Source organism: Bradyrhizobium sp. CCBAU 51765, from assembly GCF_015291725.1.
GTDB lineage: Bacteria > Pseudomonadota > Alphaproteobacteria > Rhizobiales > Xanthobacteraceae > Bradyrhizobium > Bradyrhizobium liaoningense.
The window spans coordinates 4,554,089-4,579,929 of sequence record NZ_CP030038.1 but is presented as its reverse complement, the minus strand read 5'-3'; the positions used below and the strand labels follow the sequence as shown (position 1 = coordinate 4,579,929).

Genomic DNA, 25,841 nt, shown 5'->3' with positions numbered 1-25,841 from the left:
CGCCCATCCTTTGCTGGAAGCCTCGTCGATGCGACCCGGTTCGCTCAGCGCTGCATCATCTGTCAGCCGATGCGTTCTGTCCAGGGTCGCGGCGAGTTTGCTTTACGCGCTCGGCGCGTGTCGGAAACTGGCGGGGGGAGGCACAAAAAGCAAATGGCCGGGACATCTTGCGCGAAGACGCGCTTCTGCCCGGCCATGACGGCATTTCATTTGTGATGGCTTGCTGAAAAGCCGGGAATGGACTGCGCGCTTACGCGCCGGTCTCGCACTTCTTCATGAAGCTGTTCTTGGCGGCGCCGGCAAGCGGCTTGCCGTCGGAGCCGACCGCCTTGGGTGCGCAGGCATCCGCCTTGCACTTCTTCAGGAACGAGGTCTTGGCGGCGCCCGCCAGGGGCTTGCCGTCCTTGCCGATCGCTTTGCTCTCGCAGGTCTCTTGTGCGAATGCCGAGCCCGCTGCAAAGGCGGCAACAATCGCTGCAAGGAAAATCCGCTTCATCATGGGTGTCTCCTGAAACCAGAAATGGCCGGGAGATTGGAGCCGGGAATCATGGCGCAATCAAGCAGGATGAGCGGACGTCGTCCGGTCGACGTACCGATTTTTCGGGCGCGGTCGGCGGCCGTCCATCCTTGTTGCACTGCTCGCTGACCCCGGCGGGCGATCCTGCTAGCTTCGATCAGCTTAGCTGGATGGAGCATCGTCATGGACGCCAAGATCCCGAAGGGCGAACGATTGGCCGATCGGCATTCCCACCTGGTTCGGCCCCAGGACATGGACTGGCAGAAGACCCGCTTTCCGGGGTGCGAGGCCAAGACGCTGCTGTTCGATCGCCGCACGGGCCTGATGACCGCCTTGATGCGCTTTGCGCCGGGATCGGTGCTGCCCGACCACGAGCATGTCGGCATCGAGCAGAGCTGGGTGATCGAAGGCGCGCTCGTCGACAAGGAGGGCCCGGCCGAGGGCATCGCATGCAAGGCCGGCGAATTCATCTGGCGCGAGGCGGGCAGCCGCCACGCCGCCTGGTGTCCGGACGGCGCTTTGATCCTGGCGATCTTCCAGGTGCCGAACAAGTTCTTCGAAGCCGATGGCCGCGTCGTCGACGCCGCCGGTCAGGACTGGGACGAGACCTGGGGGCATACCGGCGCGCAACGGGCATCGCGCGGCTAGCACCTCCTCAGGCGCCTCGCGCGAGCAACGCCTTGAAGTCGGCCCGCGCGCGCTGCGCTTCGGCGCGTGCGACGTCCGAGGCGTCGCCCATGCCGAAATAGCCGTGGATCAGGCCGGGGCCCTCGTGGTGCTTGACGCGGACTCCGGCCGCCTCGAGCGCCCGCGCGTAAGCCGCACCCTCGTCGCGCAGGGGATCGAACCAGGCCGTGGTCACGATCGCAGGTGCCAACCCGGCAAGCGATGCGGCGCGCAGCGGCGAGGCACGCCAGTCGGTCGCGTGAGCGGGATCGGCAAGATAGTGGCCGCAAAACCATTCCATCGTGGCACGCGTGAGGAAGTAGCCGTCCGCGTTCTCCGTGCGTGAGGGATAGCGCGCGTTCTCGCGCGCGTCCGCGTAGCTGCCGAGAACGTCGGTCACGGGATAAACCAGCATTTGCGCGGCGAGCTTGATGCCGGCATCGCGGCAGGCGATCGCGGTGGTGGCTGCGAGATTGCCGCCGGCGCTGTCGCCGGCAACGCCGAGGCGCTTTGCATCGCCGCCAAATTCCGCGACGCGGTTGAAGACATCTCCGACTGCGGCGAAGGCGTCCTCGAAGGCGCCGGGAAAGCGCGTCTCGGGCGGGCGGCGATAGTCGACGGAGACGACCACCGCGCCGGTCTCGATCGCGAGATTGCGCGCCTGCCGGTCGTGGGTCTCGAGGTCGCCCGCGACCCAGCCGCCGCCGTGAAAGAACACCACGGTCGGTGCCGGCGTAGGGCCGACCCGATAGACGCGTGCATCGAGCGGCCCGGCGCCGCCTTTCACCTTGATGTCCTGCACGGTATCGACGGGCGGAGGCGGTATGGCCGCGCGCGAGGCAGCCAGTGCGCGCAAGGAATCGCGGGCGCTCTGTGGCGTCATCGTGGCGGGATCGCGCATCGGCATGAGCGGAATGATCTGGGCGATGACGGGATCGAGCGACGCGGCCATGAGGGTCCTCCGGGATTCTTGGTCTTGCTTGCGGGCCAGCATAGATTTTGCGCGCGGCGTCGGCAACCGGCGCCGCAACGCCGGACGAACGGGCAGGGAGGTTCAAGAGTGGAATTCGAAACGCTGGTCCAGTCGCGCCGCAGCGTGCGCGGCTTCAGGAACGAGCCCGTGCCGCGCGCGGTGATCGAGGCGATCATCGACAGCGCCAAGCGTGCGCCGTCGTCGATGAACACCCAGCCCTGGCACGTCCATGTGCTCACCGGCGCGCCGCTTGAAGAGGTGCGCCGCCGCAACATGGAGGAGATGGTCGGCGGCGCCAAGGTCCAGCGCGACATCGTCAGCCATGGCGAGTACCAGGGTGTGCACCGCATGCGGCAGGTCGACATCGCCAAGAAGCTGTTCGGCGCGATGGGAATCGCGCGCGACGACAAGCCGATGCGGCAGGACTGGGTGTTGCGTGGTTTCCGCCAGTTCGACGCGCCGGTCTCGCTGGTCCTGACCTACGACCGCGTGCTCGATCCCGGCGCGGTCTGCCATTTCGATCTCGGCGCGCTCTGCTACGGCATCGTGCTCGCGGCATGGGACCGCGGCCTCGGCTCCGTGATCAACGGACAGGGCATCATGCGTTCCGACATCGTGCGCGAGGTTGCCGGGATTCCGGAGGACGAGGTCATCATGACCTGCGTCGCGATGGGCTATCCCGACGACAGCTTTGCCGCGAACGCGGTTCGCTCGGACCGCGAGCACAACGACGAGTTCGTGCGTTACGTGGGTTTTGCCGACTAGTACGGCCGGAGGAGATTATTCTCTGGTGGAAATTTTTGGTGCGGAGTCCCAAGCGGCCTCTTGCAATCTCGAAGGTGCAGGAGGAACAATATGCGGACTGAGAGGTTTGTTGCTGGCGCGAGGGAATTGACATGCGGCGGCTGGCTAGCCTGGTTCGACGGTTCTTCGGTCCGCGACCCCGGCACAAGATCGATGACGATCCAAGTCTTCCTTTCACACCCGAAGAGTTCGGCCGGCTGATACGCAGCGGCCGGCACGAGGACATGAAGTTGCTGGCCGAGGGGCTGGCCTGCCGATCCATCCCGCGCCGCGCCAGCCATCGCGCTACTCATTAGGCTGCGTTCGAGAACGGTCTGCCGCGCTCACCGCGTGAGCGCGACCTGCTTGAATGAGTGGACCAGCGCCTTCTCCAGTTTCCCGCTCATCCCACACAGGATATTGTAGGCCTCCGCGCGCGGCATGGTCGGCTTGTAGTGCCGGTGCTCGATCAGCGCCGCGAAAATGTCCGAGATCGTCAGAATTCGCACGATATCGCCAATGCTCTCGGCGCAGAGCGCGTCGGGATAACCGCTCCCGTCGAGGTATTCGTGATGATGGCGGACGGCATCGAGTATCTCCGGCGAGATCCCGTCATGCCCCTTGAGAAACTCGTAGCCGGCGGCCGGATGCGTTTCGATCAGCGCGCGTTCGGCGGCATCGAGTCGGCCCGGCTTGTCGAGGATGGCGAGCGGTATCTGTGCCTTGCCGATGTCGTGGAACATGGCAGCCGAGTAGAGACGTTCCAGGTCGGTCCTGCCGACGCCGAGGCTTAGTCCGAAGTCGATGGCAACACCGGTCACGAGCAGGCAATGCTGATAGGTTCCTTCGTGGTGGCGCCGCACCGTCATGAGCCACTCCGTCAGGCCATGCTGGGTGATACGCTCGGCAATCTGGCGACCGGCTTCCTTGGTGCCGTCGACGTCGAGCGGTTGGCCGAGGGTCACAGCCGTGAACATCGATGCAATCGCGGTCGCCGCGGTCTCGACGGCGTTGTCCGGTTGCGACGTGTCGCCTGACGAAGCGGATGGACCGTCGGCCGGATCGGCCAGCGCCGCCAGCAGCCTGGTCCGGCTGACTGTGCCGGGAAGGACCAGCGTCGCCCCGAGCGCGTAGGCTTGCGAGATGCAAACGTGGGAGGCGTGCTCGAGCAGGAAGATGCGCTTCCTGGCCTTCGCCAGCTTGCTGGCCCGCTTCTTGATCGCGGCGATGTTGTCGACGTCGCGCAGCTCCGCGCGGATGACGATGGCGGCCGGCGTCTGCGACAGCCTGGAATCGGCATCGAGCCGCTCGCCGGCAATGGTGAATTTCTCTTCGAGGATCGAGCAGACGCCCGAAAGCTTGTCGGACGTGTCCGCCAGCACGTGCAGGAAGGGGCGATCCGTTCGCGTCTGACGGATGCCGCCCTCACCATCGACCGAGCGGGATCTTGTTGGCGCGTGCTGCACGATCTGACCTGCACTCTTCGACTGTGTGAATGTCAAACACCAGGTGGGATGCTCGAATCTATTTGCCCTGAGCCGCGGCCTGCGCAGGCGCTGGTACGCCTGCAGGCTTCTTCTTGCCGTCAGCCGTAACGAAGTGGACCCCAGCCGTGGTGCCGTCGATCCAGACCAGTTCGCAGCGCCGGTAGGCGAGGCCGGTCGACGACAGCAGCATGAAGAACTCCTTGGCCTGGAGCACGTCGAGCGTGCCCTCGACCTCGATCTTGGCGCCGCTTTGCGACACATCCAGCAATACGCAACGGCGTCGCCAGGTGCCGTCAGATCCCATGAGATTGACCGGCTGCCTGTGGTCCATTTTTACGCGAGAGGCTTTGCGACCGTCGAATTTCATCGGCTAATCCCCATCTTTGCGCCACGATGTTCCCGACTGCTCTCCGTGGCGTTCGCGGCAATTTCCCCCCAACGCACCGTCCACTGGCTGGTGGACAGAAGCAGTGTCTCGAAAATGTGCTGCGCGCGTTCGCGCTCGGCGAAGGAAAGCCTTCTGCCGCAGCGATTGCCCAAGATAGCCAACGTGGTCTGCCAGTTCAGCCGCGAGGCACGGCAGGCCATCACGAGACCCTCGCAATCGTCGTCGGTCATGACATGCTCGACGATTTCGATGGGAGCCCCGGAAAGCACCGACAGGGCCGTGACGAGGTTGGCGGTCTCGCCGCGGATGGCGAAGCGGTTCACCGTGGAATCGTTGAGTTTGCCGATGCGGTTGAGCGCGACGATCTCCGGCCGTGCGCTGGCATAGGCGGCCGCGCAGGGCAGCTTGGGGACGATCGGCGCGGCCGGTACCGCTTGAAGCGAGACGGTCGCCTTCGGCCCTGTGCCGGATGTCGGGGCCGGTGAGGCCGACAGCAACTTCCGCATGATCGCGTCTGGCGTGTCCGGCCTGAGTGCCAGCGCCTTCGTGAGCTCATCATCCGTCAGGCACTTCCCGACCAGCGCGGCGTAGGCGGCGTCAGAGAATCGTGCCTCCGTATTGGCGATCAGCGCAATGCAGACGCTGCGGAAGCCACCTTCGATCAGCGTCTCGATCACCGGCGGATCGATCGGTGCGCGGGCTGCGATCGCGCGTTGCTGCCGTTCGCCGCTCGAGGCCGCGATCCGCTTGAGATCGGCCGTGGACAGTGACCGCGATCTCAGCAAGACGGGGCACGCCACCTTCGGATCGTGGTGCGAGGCGAGACGCTGCACGGTCTTCTGCGGAGCCACCGCGAGCTCGGCGACTGCCGTGCTGAGCTCGATCAGCGCACTGGCCTCAACCCGCTCCGTCAGCCGCAGCAGAACGCCGTCGACCACATTGGCGAGCAATTCCTGAGGCCGGTCGCGGCTGCTGGTGAGCAGCTGCATGATGCCGGAAAGAATGCGTGCGCAGCGGTCCAGCGGACACGTTGCGACCGCGTCCTCCAATTCGACCAGAACATCAGCAGGCGAATTTGCCGTCATGGCAGGGGCCTGAAATTCGAAATAACTTTGACGATCAAACGAGAGCTATTGCGCCTCAAAGTCGTTAATTTTGAATTTTAGTTATCGAAGGTCAGGTAGTCTGGCACCATCACCGTGCGGGAAACGCTATCGAAATTCGGCGAGTGACAGACGTGCCTGGTTGTTCTTTCAACTGGCTCCTCGCCAATTTGTCAGGACACGTTAAGATTGATCCTTTCTAGGTAGCGGAAAACCGAAGGGGGAAACGAACCGGCGTCGCGGCCGGACGCACGTCTACGCCACGTTGCGTTTCATATTTTCATGAACAGCATTGACGATGTGCCGAGACTGGCACTCAACACTTTTCGCTTTTCAGACGTCGACGAATTTCGAAGTGCGATACGCGGGCTGAATTTCGAGTTCACGCCTTTCGTACGGAGGATTTCGGCTGAGCAGACAATCCTGTCGTTGCCCGGCTGCGACGTGAATATGACGCGGACGTTTCCGCGAATGGTCGATGCGCAGCTGATCGAGAACTGCACGGCGATCGGCTTAACGATGGACGACCTCGACGTGCCCGTTCGCTTCAATGGCTCGCAGCGCACCCGACCGGTCGTGGTCGTTGGCAGCGGCGGCGCCGCCTACACCACCGTTGAGGAGGTGCAGCGACAAATCGCCTCGGTGGTTTTCAGGCCGGAGGTGCGGGACCGAGGCTGGCCGGCGACGCTCTCGAGCTTCAAGATTTTTGAAGTCTCGGCGGCCGGCTTGTTCCGGCTGCGCACCGTGGTTCGTGAGGTGCTGGCCGCGGCGTCCGACCCGGCCGAGGCGCCGGAGCTTTCGTTGAAGGGCGCGGCGATGAAGGAGTCCCTGCTCGGAGCCGTCGACGAGGCCTTCGAAAGCGTCGTCTCGGCCCGCTGGACCCTCGGCCCCAACGACGAGCGGAATTTCAGGATGTTTCAGGATATCCGCGCACTGCTGACCGAGGATTTGTCGCAGCCGATCTACAGCGATGAGGTCGCGCGCAAGCTCGGGCTGTCCGTTCGCACCATGCACGACGTCGTCCGCCGCTATCGGGGCATGAGCCTGCACCGCTATTTGCGCCTGCGCCGGCTGTGGCTGGTGCGGCGGCAGCTGCTCGCCGGCGCCGATAGCGTCAAGGCGGTCGCGCTGGCGTTTGGCTTCTGGCATCTCAGCGATTTCTCCAGAAGCTACCGCGTCCAGTTCGGCGAGTCGCCGTCGCAGACGCTGGGCCGCGGTCGCGGACGATAGTCCGACAAATCGAGTAGGGACGCATGCCGGTTTCGTGCTACCGTCCGCCCATGAGCAATCGCATTCTCGTTCTCTACGGTTCCTACCGTTCCGACCGCATGGGCATCCGCCTTGCGAATTTCGTCGTCGATCGGCTGCGCGGCCGCGGTGAGGAGGTCGAATTCATCGACGCCAAGGCAATCGGCCTGCCGATGCTGGACCGCATGTACAAGGAATATCCCAAGGGTGCGGCGCCCGAGGCGCTGGAGAAGCTGGCCGGGCAGATCCGTGGCGCCGACGGCTTCGTCTTCGTCACCGGCGAATACAATTGGGGCATCCAGCCCGGCCTGAAGAATCTCACCGACCACTTCCTGGAAGAGTGGTTCTGGCGACCTGCCGCGATCGTGAGCTATTCGGCCGGCCGACTGTCCGGTGCGCGCGCGGCGACGGCCTGGCACGGCACGCTGTCGGAGATGGGGATGGTGGTGGTGTCGAGCACCATCGGCGTCGGCCCGATCGCGCAGACATTGTCCGCGGACGCCGAACCGATCGGCGAGGGCGGCAAGGCGCTGGAGCGCTCGTTCCCCCGCTTTGCCGATGATCTCCTGTGGTGGATCGAGGCGGCGAAAGCGCAGCGGGCGCGGAAGGCGCCGCCTTACTAAAGCGCGATGCGACCGGGATGAACCGTCATTGCGCTTTAGGTTGTTGTTTCAGCATGAGCTTTTCGGAAAACCGCTGCGCGCTCTTCCCGATCACGCCTTAAGCGGCCCTGACCTCGCCGAGGAAGCGGTCGAACTGTCCGGCGAGATCGCGCGACTGGCTCGAGAGCTGCTCGGCGGCGCCCAGCACCTCCCTCGCGGCAGCTCCCGTGTCGTCGGCGGCGCGCTGCACGCCGGAGATGTTGCTGTTGACCTCCTGGGTGCCGCGGGCGGCCTCCTGGACGCTGCGGGCGATCTCCTTGGTGGCCGAGCCCTGCTCCTCGATCGCAGCGGCAATCGCGGTGCCGATCTGGTCGATCTCGCCGATGACGTCGGCGACGTTGCGGATCGCGGCCACTGTCTCGTCACTTGCGGTCTGGATCGCCGTGATCTGCTCGGAGATCTCGGTGGTGGCCTTGGCGGTCTGGCCGGCCAGCGACTTCACTTCGGAAGCGACCACGGCGAAGCCGCGGCCGGCATCGCCGGCGCGGGCGGCCTCGATGGTCGCGTTCAGCGCGAGCAGGTTGGTCTGTTCGGCGATGCTCTGGATCAGCGTGACGACGTCACCGATCTTCTGGGCGCCCTCGGCGAGCGCGCGGGCGGTGTCGCCGGTGCGGCGCGCGTTGTCGACGGCACGGGCGGCGATCTCGGTGCTTTGGGCGACCTGACGGCCAATCTCCGCGATCGAGGAGGTCAGCTCTTCGGTGGCGCTGGCGACGGTCTGCACGTTGCTCGAAGTCTGTTCGGAGGCGGCGGCGACGACCGCGGCCTGGCTGTTGGTCTGCGCCGCCGTCGAGGTCATCGACTGCGCGGTGCTTTCCATGGTCGCCGAAGCCTGGGACAGTCCGCCGACGAGCTCGGTGACCTTGGCCTCGAAGGCGCGCGTGAGGCTGTCGAGCGCCTGCGCGCGCCGCATCTTGCCGTCGTTCTCAGCCTGCTTTTCGGCGGCGAGCCGGTCTGCCCGGATCATGTTGTCCTTGAAGACCTGAACCGCCGCGGCCATCGCGCCGATCTCATCGGAGCGCTCGGCGCCTGGGATCTCGCCGGCCACGTCGCCGTCGGCCAGGCGCGACATTCGGCTCGTCAGGCCGACGATCGGGGCGCAGACGCGGCGGCGGACCATCACGATCAGGCCGGCGCTGGCCATCAGCACGGCGAGGAGGCCGACGAGCGCGATGATGAAGCTGGTGCGCGCGGCAGAGGAAGCGCCGGCGAGGATATGCTCGGCGTTGTCATAGAGCGCATCGCGAACGCGAATGATGGAGCCGAGACCCTTTTGCGACGCCGCGTAGTAGGTGTCGACGTCGTGCTCATACTTGCCGCTGACGGCACCGTCCTTGACCAGCTTGAGCTCGCGGCCGAATTCCTCGACGTAGCGCGAATTCATCGTCTCCAGTGCGGCGCCGACATTGGCGGGTGTCGCCGGATGGCCGCGCAATTCCATCAGCGACATCACGATCTGGTCGCTGCGGCCCTGCATGCGGGCGACGTCGGCCTTCTCGGCGTCGGTTGCGACCTTCTTGCCGCCGACGAGGTTCTTGTGCACGCTTGCATTGAGGCCGCCGATGTCGCGCAGGGTCATGGCGATGTTGGCGTAATTGGCCTGGCGGTAGGCATCGCCATTGAGAATCGCCATGCGGCGAACCTGCTCGTTCAGCAGCGCGGTGACATCGGCGTTGAGCACGGCATTGTCGGCGACGACTTTGCGGGCCGCGTCCTTGCGCGCGTCTGCAGGCCCCGCGATGGCCTTGTCGATCGCCTCGCGTAGTCCGGTGAACTTCGAGTTGATGGCGTCGATGTTGCCGCCAATGGCGTTGCCGTCGTCGAACGAGCCGGGCAACTCCTTGCGCAGCGCGTTCATCCTGTCGCGGGCGCCATCGGTCGCCTTGCGCAGCCTGTCCTGCTCGGCAAGCTGGGCGGGGTCGACAGTGGCGGGGCCGTAGAGGATGTTGGTGGAGAAGCCCCGCTCGGGATTGAGGTAACGCGGGATGTCGCTGGCGGCGCGGACAATCGCCAGCCGCCCCTCGGCTTCGCCGATCCGCTCCATGGTCTGGTACTTGGTCACGGCGACGTAGACGGCGAGGCCGCCGCCTACGGTCGAGAGCGAGACAATGGCGCTGGTCAGGAGCGTACCGATTTTCATGATCTGTCCGGCAATGGCGTGCGACGAGAGTTAAATTTGCACAGACGATAGATAGCCCGTGTTAATCTCGGGTTACGCCCCCGGCGGCCAATTCAGCCGGATGCGCGGTCGAGCCTCGACAGGATCTCAAGCGTGGCGCCGTCGCGTTCACCTGCAAAATAACGGGCAATCGCCTGATCAAAGACGGGTTCGTCGGACACCGCGCCGAACAGAGTCATTGACGAGCGGAATTTGGCGTCGTCCGGTGCGCCCAGGATCGCGTTGATGGTCCGGCCCTCGACGGCGAGCACGAGCCTCGTGCATTCGATCAGGCGCGCCCCGAGGACGGGATGGGCGAGATAGGCCTCCGCCTCCGCGCGGGACCCGATGGCGTAGCGCTGCGACATGGCGCTGAAGCCGAGGCCTGCGACCTGCGGGAAGATGAACCACATCCAGTGAGTCTGCTTTCGACCCCGGGCCAGCTCGGCCTGGACGTCGCGATAGACCGGGTCCTGGGCCCGGACAAAGCGGTTGAGATCGAAGAGATCGGTCATTGGATACCTTTGGGAGGTTTGCCGGCCGCGATTATGCCTAACTTTTGGCTCCCAATGTGGTAGCTGGTATAGAGTCTCCGGGTGGGGGTGGGCACCCCCGGGGGTCGATTTTGGGGATCTGATGGTTTCCGACGCAGCAAACGCCGAGAGGCAGTTGTCGCGCCGCCGTGTCGGGCGGGCCGAGACGATTCTACTGTCTGTGGCAGCGGTCGCGCTGGCGCTTGGCGTCGCCGCGTGGGTTTCCGATATTGGCGATTCGACCCCGCTGGTCTCCGCTGCGTTGCCGCCGGCCAATGCTCCTTCGTTCGAGGACCGTTTCGCGTCGGCTGCCGGCAGCCCGCCGGCCCGCGAGTTCGGCCTGCGGGCGCTCGAGCGCTCCGCCGTGAATGCGGTCCAGCTCAAGCTGCGAGATGCCAAGGCGATGCTCGCCCAGAAGCTTCAAGGCGACGACTGGCGCTCGATGCTGTCCGATGACGAACAGTCTGCAGCCGAAGAGGCGAGGCCCTCGCAGCGTGCCGATGCCATCCCGATCCCGCGCTCGCGTCCGGTCCAGGCAGATCTGGCCGCCCAGATCGCCTCCAGCCAGGCCTATGCCGATACCGGTTCCAGGGCCGACAACCGCAACTTCTTCGAAAGATTCACTGACAAGATCAAGCTGGCTTCGTTGACGCCGGATAGCGGGCTGCTGACAAAGGCGCCCGATCTCGCTTCCCTCGGCTACGACTCGCGAACCGCGGTCTACGACATCTCGGCTAAGGCGGTCTATCTGCCGAGCGGGGTGGCGCTGGAGGCCCATTCCGGCCTGGGCGCGCTGATGGACGACCCCGACCACGTCGACCGGCGGATGGTCGGCGCGACGCCGCCGGCGACCTACGACCTCAAGCCGCGCGAAAAGTTGTTCCACGGCGTCCGGGCGCTGCGCATGACGCCGACTGAGGGCACCAGTGCGCTTGGCCGCGTCGGTCTGCTCACGCACAACTACCTGCTCGGGCCGCGCGGCGATTCCAACGGTTGCGTCTCGATCAAGGACTATGACCGTTTCCTGAAGGCCTACGACAATGGCGAGTTCAACCGCCTGGTCGTGGTGCCGAGCCTGCGCGGGACGGCGACCGCTTCGCAGCGCGCGAGCACCAATTCCTGACCTTGCCTGCGACGGCGGGGCTGCCGTTTCCTCTTCGTTAAGCCGTCCTCGCCCAGAAGCAGCCCATGAGTGATCCATCAAGTTCCGAAACCCCGCTGCGCACGACGTTCAAGATCAAGCTGAACGGTGACACGTTGGCGATCGCGACCGTCGGTCAGGCCTATCAATTCCTCACCAACTTCAAGTCGGTCGAGTGGATGGAATTTCGCTCCCTGCACGAGGACGCAGTCGCAGCCCTGGAAGGCGCCGCCGGTAACGCTATGCTGGCGGTGCAGGCGACCAACGCCGTGCGCGCGCTGTTCGTCAGCGCCAAGCTGCTCTGAGAGCTCCGTACGGGCCTTCTCCTCGCAACTTGAACTCCGCTATAGGAACGGGCAAACGGTCCGCGAAGACCGTCGTCACAAAGCCCATATGTTCGAAAGCTACTTCCAGGGAGAGTCCACATCATGAAACGCCGTACATTCATCCAGGGCGGCGCGGTTGCCGGCGCGACGACGCTGGTTGCTGCGCCCGCGATCGCGCAGAGCGCGCCCGAGATCAAATGGCGCCTGACCTCGAGCTTTCCGAGATCGCTCGACACCATCTACGGCACGGCGCAGACCTTCGCGAAATACGTCGCTGAGGCCACCGACAACAAATTCCAGATCCAGACCTTCTCGGCGGGCGAACTCGTGCCCGGCCTCCAGGCGCTCGATGCCGTCAGCACCGCATCGGTGGAGATGGCTCAGACGCCGCTCTATTTCTACATCGGCAAGGAGCCGGCGCTGGCCTATGCCACCGGTGCGCCGTTCGGCATGAACCATCGCCATCAGGAGTCGTGGTGGCACTTCGGTGGCGGCGCCGACCTCACCAACGAGGCGCTCAAACCCTTCAAGGCGCACGCCATCCTGTGCGGCAATTCCGGCACCCAGATGGGTGGCTGGTTCCGCAAGGAGATCAAGACCGTCGACGATCTCAAGGGTCTCAAATTCCGCATCGCCGGCATGGGCGGCCACGTGCTGGCAAAGCTCGGGGTTGTCCCGCAGCAGATCGCCGGCGGCGATATCTATCCGGCGCTGGAGAAGGGCACGATCGACGCGGTCGAGTTCGTCGGTCCCTATGACGACGAGAAGCTCGGCTTCTACAAGGTCGCCAAATATTACTACTTCCCCGGCTGGTGGGAAGGCGGCGCCATGCTGCACATGATCGTCAATGACGAGAAGTGGAATTCGCTGCCCAAGCAATACCAGGCGATCGTCAACCAGGCGGGCGCGGCGGCCGGCGCCTGGATGCTCGAGAAATACGACAGCGTGAACCCGGCCGCGCTGAAGCGGTTGATCGCGAGCGGCACGGAGCTGAAGGCGTTCCCGCAGCCGGTGCTGGAGGCCTGCTACAACGCGACCCAGGACCATCTGAACGAGCTCGCCGTCAAGAGCGACCTGTTCAAGCGGACCAAGGAGAGCCACGACGCGTATATGAAGGAGCTGCTCTTCTATACGCAGATCGCGGAGAACTTCTACGACAACTATCTGCTCAGCAAGATGCGCAACAAGAGTTGACGTGAAGGGAGTGCGGTGCTGCGATTGCGCCGCGCTCCGGTAGGGTGGGCACAGGCGCACTTGCGCCGTGCCCACCCTCACGTGCTTCACTTGCATTGGTGGGCACGCTCCGCTTTGCCCACCCTACGAGAATATTTGTGCGGCGACTTACGCTGCGCCCAGCCCCAGCTTCGCATAGATCCGCCTTGCATAGGCGCCGAATGCGTCCGTCGTCTTCAGCGGAAGGTCGCGCGGGAAGGGCAGGTCGATCGCGAAATAGTCGGCCATCTTCGCCGGGCCCGCCGTCAGCACGGCGCAATGCGAGGACAGGAAGACGGCTTCCTGGATCGAATGTGTGACGAAGATGATGGTCTTGCCGCTCTCGCGCCAGATCCGCAGCATCTCCAGATTCATCTGCTCGCGCGTCAGCGCATCCAGTGCGCCGAATGGCTCGTCCATCAGGATCAGTTTCGGATCGTGGATGAAGGCGCGCGCGATCGCCGTGCGCTGCTGCATGCCGCCGGACAGCTGCTGCGGATATTTCTGCTCGTAGCCGGAGAGCCCGACGAGGTTGAGCAGGTCGCGCGCCCGCTCGCGGGCGGCCTTCATCGGCAGGCCGACGATCTCGGCCGGCAGCAGCACGTTGTCCAGGATGGTCCGCCATTTCAGCAGCAGGGCCTGCTGGAACACCATGCCGATGTCGCGGGTCGGATCGAACGGGCTCCTGGCATTGCCTATCCGCACGGTGCCGCCGTCGGCGCCATGCAGGCCGGCCAGGATCTTCATCACCGTCGTCTTGCCGCAGCCGGACGGGCCGACCAGCGAGACGAGTTCACCTTCCTGCACGTCCATGGTGACGTCGGACACCGCCAGAAACTCGGCGCCGCCGCTGCGATAGACCTTTCGGACGCCTTGCAGGCTGATGAAGGGCTCTGGGCTCATGCCAGCCATTTGTTCAGGTTCGCGGCGACGAAAGCATCGTCGCTGAGGTCGGCGTGCTCGCGGCAGACGCGGTCGATCTCCTCCTTCTGGCCGGGGCTGAGATCCTCGTTTGGATCGAGGCACCACAGACCTTTCATCAGGCCCTGGCGCCGCAAGACCTCGTGGCAGCCGGCGATGCAGCCGTGGAAATTGTTGGCGACGTCGAAGAACGCGCTGTTGCAATCGGTGACGCGGGCATCGAGCGCGAGCAGGTCGGCGGGCACGCTGTCCTTGTGCCGCGCCGCCTTGCAGCGTTCGAACTGCTGGATGGCGCTCGCGGTCCAGACCGACCAATGGCCGAGCAGGCCGCCCTTGAAATAGGTGCGCGTGGTGACGCCCTTGTCGCGGAGATCGAACGGCAGCATCAGGTCGAGCAGGATGTGGTCGTCATTGCCGGTGTAGAGCGCGACGCGGTCGAGCGCGCCGGCGGCTGCGACGCCGCGCAGAACATCGAGGGTACGGTAGCGGTTGAACGGTGCGATCTTGATCGCAATGACGTTGTCGATCGAGGCGAAGCGCTGCCAGAACCGGCTCGACAGGACGACGCCGCCGACGGCGGGCTGAAGGTAGAAGCCAACAAGCGGAATCTCGGCGGCCACGGCGGTGCAATGCGCGATGATCTCGTCTTCGGAGGCGTTCTTCATCGCGGCGAGGCTGAGCAGGCCGGCGTGATAGCCGATGTCGCGTGCTGTGCGGGCCTCGGTGATCGCCTGGCTGGTCGGGCCGGCAAGGCCTGCGACCATCGCCAGCGGACGCCTGGTCCAGTGTGCTGCGGTCTCTGCGGCGAGCTCGAGCACGGGGCGGTAGAGGCCGACGTCGCGGATCGCGAATTGCGTGGTGTGCACACCGACGGCAAGGCCGCCCGAGCCGGCGTCGATGTAGTAGCGCGTCAGCGCACGCTGATGCGTCTTGTCGAGCTGTCGCTCGGCGGTGAGCGCGAGCGGATGCGCCGGCAGCACGGTGCCGTCGGCGATCAGCTTGCGGACGTCGCTGTTGATCTGGCTGTGGTGCATGATGTCCTATCCGAATTCGGGGCCGGCGACGGCAAATGGCATTTCCTCGGCCATGGCGGTGGCGCGGCCGAGACGCATCCGCTGGAAGGGGCGTTCGATGGTCCAGCCGGACGCGGTCAACCCGTCCAGGAACTGGCTTTGCGATGCGACGGCGTCGATCAGGAGCGGGCTGGTCTCCGATGCTGCAATCGCGCCAACCAGGGCCAGCGCGGCTGTGGTGTGATCGGCGAACAACGGGCCGATATGGCGTGCGGCTCGCCCGTCCCGCACCAGTGCGATGGCGCCGTTCGCGGTGACGATGCGCGAGCCGGGTCGCTGTGCGAACGCCGAGAGAAGGGCAGTGCGGTCGAGGCCGGTCGCGCGCCGGTCCCGATCGCAAAGCGCGTCGAGCGTTGCGGTTGACGGCGCTTGCCCGGACACGGACCTGGATTTCACCAGCTTCAGCCGGCGCAATTGTGAGGTCGGGGTGAAGCCGAGCGGGCCATAGACCCGGGCGCCGTCGGGCGTCGCATCGAGCCAGCACGTCAGCCCGTCCTTGCGCGCCGCCTCGAGGCAGGCATCGACAAGCCGCGTGGCAAGACCGCGTCGGCGATGGCTTTCCGTCACCAGGACCATGCTGATCCACGCATTGTTGCCGGAATAGGGCAACAGGGCCGCGGTTGCGACCAGTCGCGCGCCATCGCGGATGCCGAACACGACTCCGTCGCGCAGGAAGATGCGCCAGTCCTCTTCGGTCTGGTTCCAGTGCGCTTCCGTCGAAAGCGCCAGCCCGGCGATCGCATCCTGCTCGCTGAGCTTGATGACGGCCGGGCCGTCAATAGCGTCCATCGCGCACCTCGTATTTGGTGGGCTTGCCGAGGCTCGGCATGGCGCGCGAGACCCAGTCCGCCGTCCAGGCGATCAGTTGCTCGGTATCAACGACGGGCAGGCCGAACAGTTCGACCGCCTTCGACGTGTCGGTCAGCCACGCCGTCGGCTCTTCCTTGCCCGTTAGCACCGGCGCGCGGCCGAACCTTGCGCCGAACTTTGCCGCGAGATCGCGTACCGCGAGGATCTCGTGGCCGCTGACGTTGATCGGCGAGGTCGGCGTCGTGCAATGCGCCAGGCAGCGCAGCGCCTGGGAGGACGCATCGCCCTGCCAGATGAAGTTGACATGGCCGAGGCTGACGTCGATCGGCGTGCCCGTCAGCACTTTCGTCGCGATGTCGTGCAGCACGCCATAGCGCATGTCGATCGCGTAGTTGAGGCGGAAAAGGCGCCCCGGCGTGCCGAACTTGTGCGAAAAATATTCGAACATGCGCTCGCGGCCGACGCAGGACTGGGCGTATTCGCCGGGCGGGTTCGGCGCCATGTCCTCGCTCGAGCCTTTGCCGTCGACGGGCACGAACGGATAGATGCAGCCGGTCGAGAACGCCACGATGCGCGAGGAGGGGAAAGCCTGCGCGACCAGCGCCGGGACATGCGCGTTCATCGCCCAGGTCAGCGACAGATCGCCCTCGGCGCCGAACTTGCGGCCGGCCATGAAGACGATGTTCGGCGCCTTGGGCAGCGCTGCAATCGCCTTCTCGTCCATCAGGTCGCAGTTGATCGTTTCGATCCCGCGCGCGTGCAGCCAGTCCTTCACGCCGGCTTCGCTGAAGCGGGCGACGCCGATGACACGGCGATCCGGCGCGGCGGCCTTCGCAAGGCCTGCCAGGGTCGGGCCCATCTTGCCGGCGACGCCGAGGATCATGATGTCGCCCTCGACCTTCTTCAGGTCGTCGATCAGGGCCTGGCTCGGCCGGCACAGGAGATCGTCGAGCGCAGCGATGTCAGGGATGGTCTTCGGCAGCGTCTGGCGGGTGAGCAGCATGGATTCGTCGTCCTTGGTCTTCAGGTCTGCCTGGCATCGCCGACCACGAACATGCGTTCGAGGGCGAGGACCAGGCCGTAGAGAGCGACACCAAGCAGCGTCAGCAGCACGACCGCCATCACCATCGCGGGCGTGTCGAGCGAGGACTGCACCTGGATCATGAGGTAGCCGAGCCCGCGCTCGGAGGCGATGAACTCGCCGACGATGGCACCGGCGACCGCGAGGATGGCGCCGACCTTCATCCCGGAGAAGATGTAGGGCAGCGATCCCGGCAGCTGGATCTTGCGGAACAGAGTCCAGCGCGAGCCGCGCAGCGATTTGACGAGATCGAGCAGGTCCGGCTCGACCTCGCGCAGGCCGCGCGCGGTGGTGAGCAGGATCGGGAAGAAGCAGATGCTGAAGGCGATCAGGATGTTCGGCACGATGCCATAGGAGAACCAGACGATGAAGAGCGGGCCAAGCGCCACTTTCGGAATCATGTTCAGCGTGACGAACAGCGGCAGCAGCACGAGGCTGAGCAGCGGCGCCCAGCTGAAGATCACGGCGAGCGCGACGCCGACGAAGGCGCCGAGCGCGAAGCCGCCGAGGATCTCGACCGCCGTCACCAGCGTGTTGGCGCCCCAGGCATAGCCTGTGGTCCCCAACGTCTGGATTGTCGCAAGCGGGGAGGGCAGGATGAATTTCGGGACCTGGAAGGCGTCGACCGCGACCTGCCACAGCACGAGCACGGCGAGGTGCACGATCAGGATGATCGCAAAGCTGCGCGAGGTGCGTGCCCCGTCTCCTGCCACCGCCTGCTCCCTGTTGCCGACAGCCACCTGCCGCGGTTCGCGAGCCTAGCCGGACTCGAGGGAAGTTTCAACCAGTTGGTTGATTAGGGTCGGAGCGACTGGAGCACGAGGTCGGCGACGTGCCGGCGGCGGGCGCGCCGCTGGGCCCGGCTCGACAGGTCTTTGCCGAAGATCGCCGACAGCGTCGGCGTGTTGGAGAAGAAGAAATAGCTGAGGCCCGCAATGGAGATGTAGAGCTGGACGGGATCGATCCCCTTGCGGAATACGCCAGATCGCACCCCCTCGTTGAGGATGTGGGAGACGCTTTTGACGAGCGGCGAGTGCATCGCCTCCAGCCGGGTCGAGCCGCGGACATGACGGGCGCCGCCGCGGTTCTCGTCGTTCAGAAGCACGATGAAATCAGGGTTTGCTGCCAGGTGATCGAACGATGCCTCGATCAGCTTGCGGATCGCCTTCTCCGGCGGCAGGCCTTCGAGATTGAGCCTGCGCTCCTGCTCGCGGATGTCCTCATAGACCCATTCGAGCACGGCAAGGTAGAGCGCGTCCTTGTCGCCGAAATAGTGGTAGACGAGCTGCTTGTTGACGCCGGCGCGCTCGGCGATCTCGTCGACGCGGGCGCCCGCAAAGCCGTGCCGGGCGAATTCCTGGCGCGCCGCGGTCAGGAGCTTCCTGCGGGTGGCGACGGGGTCGCGGCGCTGCGGCACGGTGTCGCCAGATCGTTTTGCGGGCATTTCCAACCAAACAGTTGACAAGTGGAGGGCGGGCTTGTTGCATTGGTATCCTCACAAGGGGAGAGCGACAAGCCGGGTCGCGGCAACGAGGAGAGATGCGATGAAGCGTTTGCAGGCGGCGGGCTCGGCCCTGGTGTTGGCTCTGGCGCTCGGTGCGACGGCGATGCCCGCGCATGCGGGGGAGGCCGTCAATCTGATCCTGAACTGGACGCCGACGGCCGACCACTCGCCGTATTATTACGCCAAGGCGCAGGGCTGGTACGAGAAGGCGGGCATCGACCTCACCATCGAGACCGGCAAGGGCTCCGGCGTCTCCGCGGCCAAGGTTGGCTCCGGCGGCTCGCCCTTCGGCGTCGCCGATCTCGCCACCATGCTGGTGGCCAAGAGCAAGGGCGCCGACACGGTTGCGGTGATGAGCGTCTATGCCAATACCGGCCAGACTTTCTATTGGCTGAAGAGCTACGGCGTGAACGGCGTGAAGGATTTCGCCGGGCACAAGATCGGCAACCCGCCCGGCGATGCCTCACGCGTGATGTGGCCGGCCTTCGCCAAGGCGGCGGGGCTTGCGCCCGATTCCGTCGGCTTCGTCAATGTCGGACCGACCGCCAAGATCGCTGCACTGAAGAGCCACACCGTCGATATCATCAGCGACTTCTACAACGAGCACGACCTGAAGGTCATCGAGTTCGGTCCCGATCTCGGCTACGTCAACTGGAAGGACATCGGGCTCAACCCCTACGGCAATTCCCTGATCGTCAACGGCGCTTATCTGCAGAAGAACCCGAAGGTCGTCGAAGATTTCGTGCGCGTCACGCAGAAAGCCTTTGCGGCCTGCGTCGCCGACGTGGCTCCGTGCCTGAACGCGCTGCTCGAGCAGGTCTCGGGGCTCGACCGGGCCAACCAGGAGCGCCAGTGGGAGCGCATCAAATTCCTGATGACGGATGAGTTCACGACCACCAAGGGTCTCGGCTGGATCGACGGCGAGCGGATGAAGAAGGACTACGAGCTGGTCCAGACCTATCTCGGCATGGAGAAGCCGTTCGACGTGACCACGGCGTTCACGACCAAGATGCTGGATCCCGGCATCAAGATGGATGCGAGCAAGGTGAAGAAGTAGGGGGCGCCTGCCCCACGCGCGGTGTCATGCCCCGGCGTGACCGGGGCATCCAGTACGCCGCGGCCTTTCGACTGACCCACAACCGTCTCGGAGTACTGGATCGCCCGCCTTCGCGGGCGATGACAGCGTTATGCTGGGCGAGAACATCCGCCCAACGTGCCCCGCCCATCTCGCCAGCTAGCCCGAGCCCCCAGCCTACGTAACTCCATGGAGAATTAACCGGCCGTTAACCATATCCGCCGCATCGTTAACCATTCAATAACAGGGAACGAGTCGGCCGCTATGGAGGCTGCAGCAAAAGTCCAACGTCAAATGGTGCGCCTGCGCGGGCGCTCCTATGTGGCGTTCGTATTCACGCCGACGGTTCCGGTCCAGGACTGGCTGCATGAGATCGACGCCACCATCGCGCGATCGCCGGGCTTCTTTGCCGGCCGGCCCGTGGTGATCGATCTGTCCTCGGTCGATCTCAGCCAGGCCGGCATCGGCCATCTGCTCACCAGCCTTCAGGACCGCAACATTCGCGTCCTCGGCATCGAAGGGGTGGAGGAGGGCCGGCTGACCCCCATCATGCCGCCGCTCTTGTCGGGCGGGCGCAGCTGCGTGGTCGAGCCGAGCGCGCCGAAGAAGGCCGAGGTGAAGGCCGAGCCCAAGCCGACCTCGTTGCTCCTCGAAAACCCCGTGCGCTCGGGCCAGACCGTGATCTTCCCGGAGGGCGACGTCACCATTCTCGGCTCGGTCGGCTCCGGCGCCGAGGTCGTTGCCGGCGGCTCCATCCACGTCTACGGCGCGCTGCGCGGCCGCGCCATGGCAGGCGTGAACGGTCACACCAGCGCGCGCATCTATTGTCAGAAGATCGAAGCCGAATTGCTTGCAATCGATGGGTTTTATCAGACTGCCGACGACATCGACGAGGCCTTGCGCGGCAAGCCGGCGCAGGCCTGGCTGCAGGGGAATACCATGCGAATCACAGCACTGAACTGACCAGCAAAGGAGACATTTCAGATGAGTAAGGTACTGGTCGTGACATCAGGCAAGGGCGGGGTCGGCAAGACCACGACGACCGCCGCGCTGGGAGCAGCGCTCGCGCAACGTGGCGACAAGGTCGTCGTCGTCGATTTCGACGTCGGCCTGCGCAATCTCGACCTCGTGATGGGCGCCGAACGCCGCGTGGTGTTCGACCTCATCAACGTGGTGCAGGGCGTTGCGAAGTTGCCGCAGGCACTGATCCGCGACAAGCGGCTGGAGAATCTCTGGCTGCTGCCGGCATCGCAAACCCGCGACAAGGACGCGTTGACGGAAGAGGGCGTCGGCAAGGTCATCGACGATCTGCGCGGCCGTTTCGACTGGGTGATCTGCGACAGCCCGGCCGGCATCGAGCGCGGCGCCTCCATGGCGATGCGCTTTGCCGACGAGGCCGTGATCGTCACCAATCCGGAAGTTTCCTCGGTGCGCGATTCCGACCGCATCATCGGCATGCTCGATTCCAAGACGGTGCGGGCCGAGAAGGGCGAGCGCGTCGAGAAGCACATCCTCATCACCCGCTACGATCCCTCGCGTGCTGCGCGCGGCGAGATGCTGACCATCGACGACATCCTCGAGATCCTTGCCACGCCCTTGCTCGGCATCATCCCCGAGAGCCAGGACGTGTTGAAGGCGTCCAACGTCGGCACGCCCGTGACCTTGTCGAACGCGGATGGAGCGCCGGCGCGAGCCTATATGGACGCGGCCAAGCGCCTCTGCGGCGAGAACGTGACGATGCATGTTCCTGCCGAGCGCAGAGGTCTGATGGATCGTTTGCTGCGACGGAGGGCTGCATGAGCATGGGTCTGCTTCGACTTCTCCGCGGTAAGAAGGCCTCGGCACCCGTCGCGCGCGAACGGCTGCAGATCCTGCTTGCCCATGAGCGCGGGATGCGTGGCCAGCCGGATCTGCTCGGCGTGCTGCGTGAGGAAATTCTCGCCGTCGTGTCCAGGCATGTGACGCTGGATCCGACCAAGGTCATCGTGCGGCTCGAGCGCGGCGACGAGGTCTCGACCCTGGAGGTCGACATCGAGGTCCCCAACGATTTCGAACGCAAGAAGGTGGCTGTCGCGTAGGGGGACGCGGCCGCAGACTTCCGTTTGGGGTGGGTGAGAAGGCGGTCCGCCGGGCATGGCGGGCCGCCTTTGTCTTGGGCTCACATCGACGGGACGGAACGAGCTCGGGGCCTCGATCGTTGTGAGACACCCGCGGTGGCAGTTGTGCGCTGCACCGCAGTTCCCTCAAGCGGGAGAGCGCCCATGATGTCCGAGGTCCAGGTTCATACCGTTGCCCGGCAGATGCTCGAACAGCACGGACTTGCTGCGATTGCGAAAGCCGCCGAGCAGGCCCAGGCCTGCGAGGGCCGCGGCGAGACCGACGAGGCCAGGGAATGGCGTCACATCGTGGACGCCATGAAGATCATGCGCGGCCCGCATCAGAGCTGACATTCGTAAGCGCGGGCGCCTTCAACGCTCCCCACGATCGCTGCCTTGCGGCGACGTGCGGTTCTGTGTCTGCGGCTGCCCGCGCTCGCCTGTCGCCTTGCAGGGGAGTGGCTCCCACGAGCCGTCCGGCGCCTGCTGATAGGCACTGCATGAGGACGGGGTGGATTTTTCCTCGCCTTTCTGGGCGTCGGCATTCCTCGCCTGTGCGGGCGCGATCAGCACCGCGGCCGCCGCAATCGCGCTGGCGAAAACGAAATGGATACTCCGCATGAGGACCTCCTGTTCGAATTCGAAGAGGTCGCATGCTTTCGAGGATTGTGACGATTTTGGGCCGGGCCAGCGGTTCCGTCGCGGAGTGCTTAATGCGGCGAAAAGCCAGGGCTCGCTATGGCGCGATGCGATTAGGATGAATCGTCATCGCGCTTTAGGTTGTTGTTCAAGCATGATCTTTTCGGAAAACCGCTGCGCACTTTTCCGGATCATGCTTTAGCCGCCCTTGCTGCGGATCAGGCCGGCGAGGTTGGTCTTTTGGGCTTCGCACCAGCCGGGCATGCCGAGCCGGCGCTGGTCCAGGTCGGTAGCCTGGGTCGCGACCGCGACCTCAACCATCAAGTCATCGTCCTGCTTCTCGCCCATCTTGCCGCCGGTGTGCATCCAGGCGATCGCTTTGCGCACCTTCTCGGTGGTGCCGTCGGGCAAGTGCATCTGCTGCGCCCTCTGCACGAGGTCCTGATAGACGAGGTCCGTGTTGGGGCACTCGACCTTGGCGGCAAAGGCCTGCAAGACCATCGTCACATAGGTCGATCGCGGCGGCGCGTCGCCAGCTTGGACCGGCGCAGCCAGCAGCAACAGGCCCGTCATCAGAAAACCGGTGCGCATCCCTGGAACCTCCTCCGTTTTTTTGAGAGGCTAGCGCCCGGCGCGCCGCTCCGCAATGGCGCGCGGCGCGATTGTCGTCGGTCCGGGCGGTGGGCTAACCTGCCGCCTCCCAGCCTCGGAGCACAACATGAGCCTGTTCAGTTCGCCGTTCGATCCCGCACGCGACACCGCGCTCGTCACCGGCGCGGGCAATGGTATTGGCCGCGCGATCGCGCTGGGCTTGGTCGGTGAGGGCGTCCGCACCATGTTCGCCGATGTGAGCGCGGAGAGGGTGCGTGCCGCGATCAGCGCCAGCGAGCAGCCCGCTCTGGCCGTGCCCTGGGTCGGCGATCTCGCCAGGCTCGAGGCCTGCGACGAACTGCTCGCTGCCGCACACGCAGCGCTGGGCGAGGTCACCCATTTCGTCCATAGCGCCTCGCCGCCGCGACGGGAGGCCGATCATGCCCTCGCGGTCGATCGCAGGACCTGGCAGGAAATGCATGCCGTCAATCTCGATGCCGGCTTTCACCTGGGGCGTGAACTCGCAAAGCGGCTGATCGCGGCGAAACGACCGGGCTCGTTCCTGTTTCTGACCTCGCTGCATGCGGGCACCCCGCGCAACCTGGCGCATTATTCGACGGCGAAGGCGGCCATGGCGATGCTGGTGAAGGAGTTGGCCAAGACATTTGGCCGCCACGATATCCGCGTCAACGCACTGGTGCCCGGCGCGATCGCGGCCGGCGGATTCGTCGCGGATCCCGCGCTGGCGCGCCACATTCCGCTCGGGCGTCTCGGCGAGGCCAAGGACCTCGTGCCGATGGCGCTCACGGTGCTGTCGAACAAGCTCTCCGCCTACGTCACCGGCGCGGCCTTCGTCGTTGACGGTGGGTTGTCGCTGACGAACTGGTTCGAGCCGCCGACGCTTGAAGCGTAAAGATCGTTCCGATCCCATCGGAACGAACTTTGGCGTCTTGGTTTGACGCGTTTCTCAACGCGACCCGGTATCCGCTTCGCTTGAAAGCGCTGTGCTTAGCGCTGCCAGGCCGGTACCGGATCGAGCGGCGTGCGATAGAGCTCGTTGTGATCGCGATCGGTGACCCGCACCGCGCAACCCTTCTGCTGCAGCTCCGGCTTCACCTGTGACAGCTCGCACGCCAGTTGATCGGCGCGATCGGAGGCAACCTCGATGTCTTCGAGGATGATTCCCCCCTGGTTCTTGAACTCTCCACCAACCACGAGATCGAAATAGTAGTAGGGCATCTGAATTCCCCGTGTGACGATCTGAGCTTCAGTGCAAGTCTCAACACATCATCGGATGATACCACTGAGTCGATAGTTGCCGAATGAACAAGCCGCGCAATCTCTGAGCTTATGGCGCAGAAATGATGTGCAGCCTGTGAGCGTGTTAACATTTTATTAAATATGTCCGCGCGACCATGAGGCATGGAATCGCAGCAGAACCGGGCTCCGGGAACCGGCAGCTGCACGAGAAGGCCGGCGGCATAGATCCCGACGGCCTTTTCTCTTGATCGGAAGACGTGCAAGGCATCGTTTCCCGTAGTCGCCCGGACTCAACGCATTACATCGACTCGGACAGCGTGCGCGAGATCGCGACGTCGAACTGTCGCCTGGCATCGTCTGAAGCGCGATGAGATCAGGAGCCATCGTCATCGCGCTTCAGGTTGTTGTCTTGAGCGTGGTCTTTTCGGAAAACCGCTACACACGCTCTTCCGGATCATGCTCTAACGCAGCGGCATTGGCGGGCGCACGATAGGTCCATCGTCATCGGCAACGGCTTGCGTTGTCGTGGCCGGCGCAGCTGGCGGCGGGACCGCGGCGGCCTGCGATGGCGGAGGCGCGAGCGGTGCGGGCGAGGAGGCCGGCATGTAGTTCCGTGCCACGGCCGGCTTGGGCTTGCGAACCGGAGGCGCGGCAGGCTGCGGCGGAAGCGCAGCGGCGCGTGCGCGCGGATCGACCGGTGGCTTCGCTTCGGCTGCCGGTTTCGGTGCAGGCGGCTTCGCCATCTCGCGCGCCATCTGCTCCTGCCCGGCCTTCAGCTCGGCGATGCTGGCCTTGAGCTGCTCGATCTGCTGCGCCATCGCGGTGAGATCGCGCGTCATCGATTGCACCGACTGCGTTGTGTCGACGGGCAGTGTTGGGGCAGGCGTGACTGCGGCAATTTGAGCGGCGGGCGGCGGCGCAGGTTGGCTGGCCGATTGATCTGCCGTGGCTTCCACTGCGGCCGGTGGGGCCTGCGCGGCGGCGACCGGAGCGGTCTGCGTCGTCGCAGGTAGCCACGAGGTCGCCGGCAGCAACGAAGTCAGTGCCGGCGTCCATTCGGCCAGCATTTGTGTTGCCGTGTCACCGTGCGTCTCCCAGGCGATGCTGGCGGCCACGCTGGCGCCGGCAAACAGGAACGCGACGGACGCACCGCGCAGCCACTTGCCGACCGAGGATCGCTTCTGCCTGACAGGAACGTCGCTGGACGTGACGCGGACAGCCGTGTCGACGAACGGTGCCGCGGCGGGCTTTCCGTAGACGACGTTGATGGTGGGCTCGGGCGCACGTGCCGGCTCCGGCGTGAACTTCGGCTCCAAAGTGAGCTTGGGCTCCGGAGTGAACTTGGGCTCCGGACGCGGCGCGATCTCCGGCGCCAGCGCAGGAGACGCGCTTGTGGACCGCGAGGCCAGCACGATCTCGGGAGAGATCTGAACCGCGTCGTGGGGGTCGTTGTCCTTGACCGTGTCCTTCACGATCTCATCGACGATTTGCTTGGCATTCAGCGTCGCGAGCATCGCAACTCCTTTGAAGCCTGATGTTTGAAGCCTAGGTCGTCCGCATTGGCGCGGCGCCGATCGGTTGAGGTGAGCCCATC

At 65.0% G+C, this 25,841-nt stretch carries 30 protein-coding genes; 13 read left to right on the top strand and 17 right to left on the bottom strand.

Going from position 1 to position 25,841, the window contains the following annotated elements; translation table 11 throughout:
• Window positions 1-250 precede the first annotated feature (250 nt).
• Window positions 251-499: a hypothetical protein gene (locus XH96_RS21975; protein WP_194387631.1), complete on the bottom strand. Its 249-nt coding sequence runs from the start codon at window positions 497-499 to the stop codon at window positions 251-253.
• Between the two features lie 201 nt (window positions 500-700).
• On the opposite strand from XH96_RS21975, the gene XH96_RS21970 reads away from it, so the two are divergent.
• Window positions 701-1,165: a cupin domain-containing protein gene (locus tag XH96_RS21970; protein ID WP_194387630.1), complete on the top strand. Its 465-nt coding sequence runs from the start codon at window positions 701-703 to the stop codon at window positions 1,163-1,165.
• A 7-nt stretch (window positions 1,166-1,172) separates the two neighbouring features.
• On the opposite strand, the gene XH96_RS21965 is transcribed toward XH96_RS21970, so the two are convergent.
• The gene (locus tag XH96_RS21965; RefSeq protein ID WP_194387629.1) at window positions 1,173-2,135 is read right to left on the bottom strand and encodes an alpha/beta hydrolase; all 963 of its coding nucleotides are present in this window, start codon (window positions 2,133-2,135) and stop codon (window positions 1,173-1,175) included.
• Window positions 2,136-2,243: 108 nt separating this feature from the next.
• Between XH96_RS21965 and XH96_RS21960 the strand changes: the two genes are divergently transcribed.
• The gene (locus XH96_RS21960; protein WP_194387628.1) at window positions 2,244-2,921 is read left to right on the top strand and encodes a nitroreductase; all 678 of its coding nucleotides are present in this window, start codon (window positions 2,244-2,246) and stop codon (window positions 2,919-2,921) included.
• 362 nt (window positions 2,922-3,283) lie between these two features.
• Here XH96_RS21960 and XH96_RS21955 read toward each other — a convergent pair whose 3' ends face one another.
• Genes XH96_RS21955 through XH96_RS21945 form a run of 3 tightly spaced genes read right to left on the bottom strand, consistent with a single transcriptional unit; the run spans window position 3,284 to window position 5,899 of the window.
• Window positions 3,284-4,405 carry an HD-GYP domain-containing protein gene (locus tag XH96_RS21955; protein ID WP_194387627.1) on the bottom strand — a complete coding sequence of 374 codons (1,122 nt, stop codon included), beginning with the start codon at window positions 4,403-4,405 and terminating at the stop codon, window positions 3,284-3,286.
• Window positions 4,406-4,463: 58 nt separating this feature from the next.
• The gene (locus XH96_RS21950) at window positions 4,464-4,793 is read right to left on the bottom strand and encodes a PilZ domain-containing protein (RefSeq protein WP_194387626.1); all 330 of its coding nucleotides are present in this window, start codon (window positions 4,791-4,793) and stop codon (window positions 4,464-4,466) included.
• Window positions 4,790-5,899 (bottom strand): DUF2336 domain-containing protein, encoded by a 1,110-nt coding sequence (locus XH96_RS21945; RefSeq protein WP_194387625.1) that lies wholly within the window; start codon window positions 5,897-5,899, stop codon window positions 4,790-4,792. Before XH96_RS21945 ends, XH96_RS21950 begins: the two co-directional genes overlap by 4 nt.
• A gap of 300 nt (window positions 5,900-6,199) precedes the next feature.
• On the opposite strand from XH96_RS21945, the gene XH96_RS21940 reads away from it, so the two are divergent.
• Both XH96_RS21940 and XH96_RS21935 read left to right on the top strand, forming a co-directional pair.
• On the top strand, window positions 6,200-7,147 hold the full coding sequence (locus tag XH96_RS21940) for a helix-turn-helix domain-containing protein (RefSeq protein WP_194387624.1): 948 nt from the start codon (window positions 6,200-6,202) through the stop codon (window positions 7,145-7,147).
• A 50-nt stretch (window positions 7,148-7,197) separates the two neighbouring features.
• Window positions 7,198-7,788, top strand: a complete 591-nt coding sequence (locus XH96_RS21935; RefSeq protein WP_194387623.1) for an NADPH-dependent FMN reductase — start codon at window positions 7,198-7,200, stop codon at window positions 7,786-7,788.
• Between the two features lie 97 nt (window positions 7,789-7,885).
• Here the strand turns inward: XH96_RS21935 and XH96_RS21930 are convergent, their stop codons facing one another.
• Together XH96_RS21930 and XH96_RS21925 are read right to left on the bottom strand one after the other, a co-directional pair.
• Window positions 7,886-9,967, bottom strand: a complete 2,082-nt coding sequence (locus tag XH96_RS21930; RefSeq protein WP_194387622.1) for a methyl-accepting chemotaxis protein — start codon at window positions 9,965-9,967, stop codon at window positions 7,886-7,888.
• A 92-nt stretch (window positions 9,968-10,059) separates the two neighbouring features.
• Entirely contained in the window at window positions 10,060-10,500 is a 441-nt protein-coding gene (locus tag XH96_RS21925) for a DUF1810 domain-containing protein (protein WP_194387621.1), read from the bottom strand.
• 121 nt (window positions 10,501-10,621) lie between these two features.
• Between XH96_RS21925 and XH96_RS21920 the strand changes: the two genes are divergently transcribed.
• From XH96_RS21920 to XH96_RS21910, 3 genes are all read left to right on the top strand, one after another.
• The gene (locus XH96_RS21920) at window positions 10,622-11,641 is read left to right on the top strand and encodes a DUF2778 domain-containing protein (RefSeq protein WP_194387620.1); all 1,020 of its coding nucleotides are present in this window, start codon (window positions 10,622-10,624) and stop codon (window positions 11,639-11,641) included.
• 65 nt (window positions 11,642-11,706) lie between these two features.
• Complete coding sequence (locus XH96_RS21915; protein WP_024338019.1) at window positions 11,707-11,964, top strand: hypothetical protein; 258 nt, start codon at window positions 11,707-11,709, stop codon at window positions 11,962-11,964.
• Window positions 11,965-12,087: 123 nt separating this feature from the next.
• The gene (locus tag XH96_RS21910) at window positions 12,088-13,179 is read left to right on the top strand and encodes a TRAP transporter substrate-binding protein (RefSeq protein WP_194387619.1); all 1,092 of its coding nucleotides are present in this window, start codon (window positions 12,088-12,090) and stop codon (window positions 13,177-13,179) included.
• A gap of 147 nt (window positions 13,180-13,326) precedes the next feature.
• Here the strand turns inward: XH96_RS21910 and XH96_RS21905 are convergent, their stop codons facing one another.
• The 6 genes from XH96_RS21905 to XH96_RS21880 all read right to left on the bottom strand — a co-directional run bounded on the left by XH96_RS21905 (window position 13,327) and on the right by XH96_RS21880 (window position 18,526).
• Complete coding sequence (locus tag XH96_RS21905; RefSeq protein WP_194387618.1) at window positions 13,327-14,109, bottom strand: ABC transporter ATP-binding protein; 783 nt, start codon at window positions 14,107-14,109, stop codon at window positions 13,327-13,329.
• Entirely contained in the window at window positions 14,097-15,152 is a 1,056-nt protein-coding gene (locus XH96_RS21900; RefSeq protein WP_194387617.1) for a dihydrodipicolinate synthase family protein, read from the bottom strand. Before XH96_RS21900 ends, XH96_RS21905 begins: the two co-directional genes overlap by 13 nt.
• Window positions 15,153-15,158: 6 nt before the next feature.
• Window positions 15,159-15,980 (bottom strand): GNAT family N-acetyltransferase, encoded by an 822-nt coding sequence (locus XH96_RS21895; RefSeq protein ID WP_194387616.1) that lies wholly within the window; start codon window positions 15,978-15,980, stop codon window positions 15,159-15,161.
• Window positions 15,967-17,004, bottom strand: coding sequence for an NAD(P)-dependent oxidoreductase (locus XH96_RS21890; RefSeq protein ID WP_194387615.1), 1,038 nt, complete (start codon window positions 17,002-17,004; stop codon window positions 15,967-15,969). The genes XH96_RS21895 and XH96_RS21890 overlap by 14 nt, the downstream gene beginning before the upstream one ends.
• A 20-nt stretch (window positions 17,005-17,024) precedes the next feature.
• Complete coding sequence (locus XH96_RS21885) at window positions 17,025-17,795, bottom strand: ABC transporter permease (RefSeq protein WP_061876625.1); 771 nt, start codon at window positions 17,793-17,795, stop codon at window positions 17,025-17,027.
• An 83-nt stretch (window positions 17,796-17,878) separates the two neighbouring features.
• Window positions 17,879-18,526 (bottom strand): TetR/AcrR family transcriptional regulator, encoded by a 648-nt coding sequence (locus XH96_RS21880; protein WP_028180814.1) that lies wholly within the window; start codon window positions 18,524-18,526, stop codon window positions 17,879-17,881.
• A gap of 100 nt (window positions 18,527-18,626) precedes the next feature.
• Here XH96_RS21880 and XH96_RS21875 point away from each other — a divergent pair, with 100 nt between their 5' ends.
• The 5 genes from XH96_RS21875 to XH96_RS21855 all read left to right on the top strand — a co-directional run bounded on the left by XH96_RS21875 (window position 18,627) and on the right by XH96_RS21855 (window position 22,108).
• Window positions 18,627-19,643, top strand: a complete 1,017-nt coding sequence (locus XH96_RS21875; RefSeq protein ID WP_194387614.1) for an ABC transporter substrate-binding protein — start codon at window positions 18,627-18,629, stop codon at window positions 19,641-19,643.
• A gap of 282 nt (window positions 19,644-19,925) precedes the next feature.
• The gene (gene minC / locus XH96_RS21870) at window positions 19,926-20,624 is read left to right on the top strand and encodes a septum site-determining protein MinC (RefSeq protein ID WP_194387613.1); all 699 of its coding nucleotides are present in this window, start codon (window positions 19,926-19,928) and stop codon (window positions 20,622-20,624) included.
• A gap of 21 nt (window positions 20,625-20,645) precedes the next feature.
• Window positions 20,646-21,461, top strand: coding sequence for a septum site-determining protein MinD (gene minD, locus XH96_RS21865; RefSeq protein WP_194387612.1), 816 nt, complete (start codon window positions 20,646-20,648; stop codon window positions 21,459-21,461).
• Entirely contained in the window at window positions 21,458-21,739 is a 282-nt protein-coding gene (gene minE / locus XH96_RS21860; RefSeq protein WP_025035955.1) for a cell division topological specificity factor MinE, read from the top strand. Before minD ends, minE begins: the two co-directional genes overlap by 4 nt.
• Window positions 21,740-21,922: 183 nt before the next feature.
• Complete coding sequence (locus XH96_RS21855; protein ID WP_035676245.1) at window positions 21,923-22,108, top strand: hypothetical protein; 186 nt, start codon at window positions 21,923-21,925, stop codon at window positions 22,106-22,108.
• Window positions 22,109-22,129: 21 nt separating this feature from the next.
• On the opposite strand, the gene XH96_RS21850 is transcribed toward XH96_RS21855, so the two are convergent.
• Both XH96_RS21850 and XH96_RS21845 read right to left on the bottom strand, forming a co-directional pair.
• A complete protein-coding gene (locus XH96_RS21850; RefSeq protein WP_194387611.1) occupies window positions 22,130-22,378 on the bottom strand; it encodes a hypothetical protein in 249 nt (82 codons plus the stop codon).
• A 216-nt stretch (window positions 22,379-22,594) separates the two neighbouring features.
• Window positions 22,595-22,987 carry a hypothetical protein gene (locus XH96_RS21845; RefSeq protein WP_194387610.1) on the bottom strand — a complete coding sequence of 131 codons (393 nt, stop codon included), beginning with the start codon at window positions 22,985-22,987 and terminating at the stop codon, window positions 22,595-22,597.
• Between the two features lie 127 nt (window positions 22,988-23,114).
• On the opposite strand from XH96_RS21845, the gene XH96_RS21840 reads away from it, so the two are divergent.
• The gene (locus tag XH96_RS21840; RefSeq protein ID WP_194387609.1) at window positions 23,115-23,900 is read left to right on the top strand and encodes an SDR family NAD(P)-dependent oxidoreductase; all 786 of its coding nucleotides are present in this window, start codon (window positions 23,115-23,117) and stop codon (window positions 23,898-23,900) included.
• A 95-nt stretch (window positions 23,901-23,995) separates the two neighbouring features.
• Here XH96_RS21840 and XH96_RS21835 read toward each other — a convergent pair whose 3' ends face one another.
• Together XH96_RS21835 and XH96_RS21830 are read right to left on the bottom strand one after the other, a co-directional pair.
• A complete protein-coding gene (locus XH96_RS21835) occupies window positions 23,996-24,226 on the bottom strand; it encodes a hypothetical protein (protein WP_061021818.1) in 231 nt (76 codons plus the stop codon).
• A 482-nt stretch (window positions 24,227-24,708) separates the two neighbouring features.
• Complete coding sequence (locus XH96_RS21830) at window positions 24,709-25,761, bottom strand: hypothetical protein (RefSeq protein ID WP_194387608.1); 1,053 nt, start codon at window positions 25,759-25,761, stop codon at window positions 24,709-24,711.
• Window positions 25,762-25,841: the final 80 nt, after the last annotated feature.

Excerpts from the sequence above, each read along its gene's own strand:
- XH96_RS21975 (WP_194387631.1), bottom strand. The coding sequence starts at position 499 with ATGATGAAGCGGATTTTCCTTGCAGCGATTGTTGCCGCCTTTGCAGCG.
- XH96_RS21970 (WP_194387630.1), top strand. The coding sequence starts at position 701 with ATGGACGCCAAGATCCCGAAGGGCGAACGATTGGCCGATCGGCATTCC.
- XH96_RS21965 (WP_194387629.1), bottom strand. The coding sequence starts at position 2,135 with ATGGCCGCGTCGCTCGATCCCGTCATCGCCCAGATCATTCCGCTCATG.
- XH96_RS21950 (WP_194387626.1), bottom strand. The coding sequence starts at position 4,793 with ATGAAATTCGACGGTCGCAAAGCCTCTCGCGTAAAAATGGACCACAGG.
- XH96_RS21945 (WP_194387625.1), bottom strand. The coding sequence starts at position 5,899 with ATGACGGCAAATTCGCCTGCTGATGTTCTGGTCGAATTGGAGGACGCG.
- XH96_RS21940 (WP_194387624.1), top strand. The coding sequence starts at position 6,200 with ATGAACAGCATTGACGATGTGCCGAGACTGGCACTCAACACTTTTCGC.
- XH96_RS21935 (WP_194387623.1), top strand. The coding sequence starts at position 7,198 with ATGAGCAATCGCATTCTCGTTCTCTACGGTTCCTACCGTTCCGACCGC.
- XH96_RS21930 (WP_194387622.1), bottom strand. The coding sequence starts at position 9,967 with ATGAAAATCGGTACGCTCCTGACCAGCGCCATTGTCTCGCTCTCGACC.
- XH96_RS21925 (WP_194387621.1), bottom strand. The coding sequence starts at position 10,500 with ATGACCGATCTCTTCGATCTCAACCGCTTTGTCCGGGCCCAGGACCCG.
- XH96_RS21920 (WP_194387620.1), top strand. The coding sequence starts at position 10,622 with ATGGTTTCCGACGCAGCAAACGCCGAGAGGCAGTTGTCGCGCCGCCGT.
- XH96_RS21915 (WP_024338019.1), top strand. The coding sequence starts at position 11,707 with ATGAGTGATCCATCAAGTTCCGAAACCCCGCTGCGCACGACGTTCAAG.
- XH96_RS21910 (WP_194387619.1), top strand. The coding sequence starts at position 12,088 with ATGAAACGCCGTACATTCATCCAGGGCGGCGCGGTTGCCGGCGCGACG.
- XH96_RS21905 (WP_194387618.1), bottom strand. The coding sequence starts at position 14,109 with ATGGCTGGCATGAGCCCAGAGCCCTTCATCAGCCTGCAAGGCGTCCGA.
- XH96_RS21900 (WP_194387617.1), bottom strand. The coding sequence starts at position 15,152 with ATGCACCACAGCCAGATCAACAGCGACGTCCGCAAGCTGATCGCCGAC.
- XH96_RS21895 (WP_194387616.1), bottom strand. The coding sequence starts at position 15,980 with ATGGACGCTATTGACGGCCCGGCCGTCATCAAGCTCAGCGAGCAGGAT.
- XH96_RS21890 (WP_194387615.1), bottom strand. The coding sequence starts at position 17,004 with ATGCTGCTCACCCGCCAGACGCTGCCGAAGACCATCCCTGACATCGCT.
- XH96_RS21880 (WP_028180814.1), bottom strand. The coding sequence starts at position 18,526 with ATGCCCGCAAAACGATCTGGCGACACCGTGCCGCAGCGCCGCGACCCC.
- XH96_RS21875 (WP_194387614.1), top strand. The coding sequence starts at position 18,627 with ATGAAGCGTTTGCAGGCGGCGGGCTCGGCCCTGGTGTTGGCTCTGGCG.
- minC (WP_194387613.1), top strand. The coding sequence starts at position 19,926 with ATGGAGGCTGCAGCAAAAGTCCAACGTCAAATGGTGCGCCTGCGCGGG.
- minD (WP_194387612.1), top strand. The coding sequence starts at position 20,646 with ATGAGTAAGGTACTGGTCGTGACATCAGGCAAGGGCGGGGTCGGCAAG.
- minE (WP_025035955.1), top strand. The coding sequence starts at position 21,458 with ATGAGCATGGGTCTGCTTCGACTTCTCCGCGGTAAGAAGGCCTCGGCA.
- XH96_RS21855 (WP_035676245.1), top strand. The coding sequence starts at position 21,923 with ATGATGTCCGAGGTCCAGGTTCATACCGTTGCCCGGCAGATGCTCGAA.
- XH96_RS21850 (WP_194387611.1), bottom strand. The coding sequence starts at position 22,378 with ATGCGGAGTATCCATTTCGTTTTCGCCAGCGCGATTGCGGCGGCCGCG.
- XH96_RS21845 (WP_194387610.1), bottom strand. The coding sequence starts at position 22,987 with ATGCGCACCGGTTTTCTGATGACGGGCCTGTTGCTGCTGGCTGCGCCG.
- XH96_RS21840 (WP_194387609.1), top strand. The coding sequence starts at position 23,115 with ATGAGCCTGTTCAGTTCGCCGTTCGATCCCGCACGCGACACCGCGCTC.
- XH96_RS21835 (WP_061021818.1), bottom strand. The coding sequence starts at position 24,226 with ATGCCCTACTACTATTTCGATCTCGTGGTTGGTGGAGAGTTCAAGAAC.
- XH96_RS21830 (WP_194387608.1), bottom strand. The coding sequence starts at position 25,761 with ATGCTCGCGACGCTGAATGCCAAGCAAATCGTCGATGAGATCGTGAAG.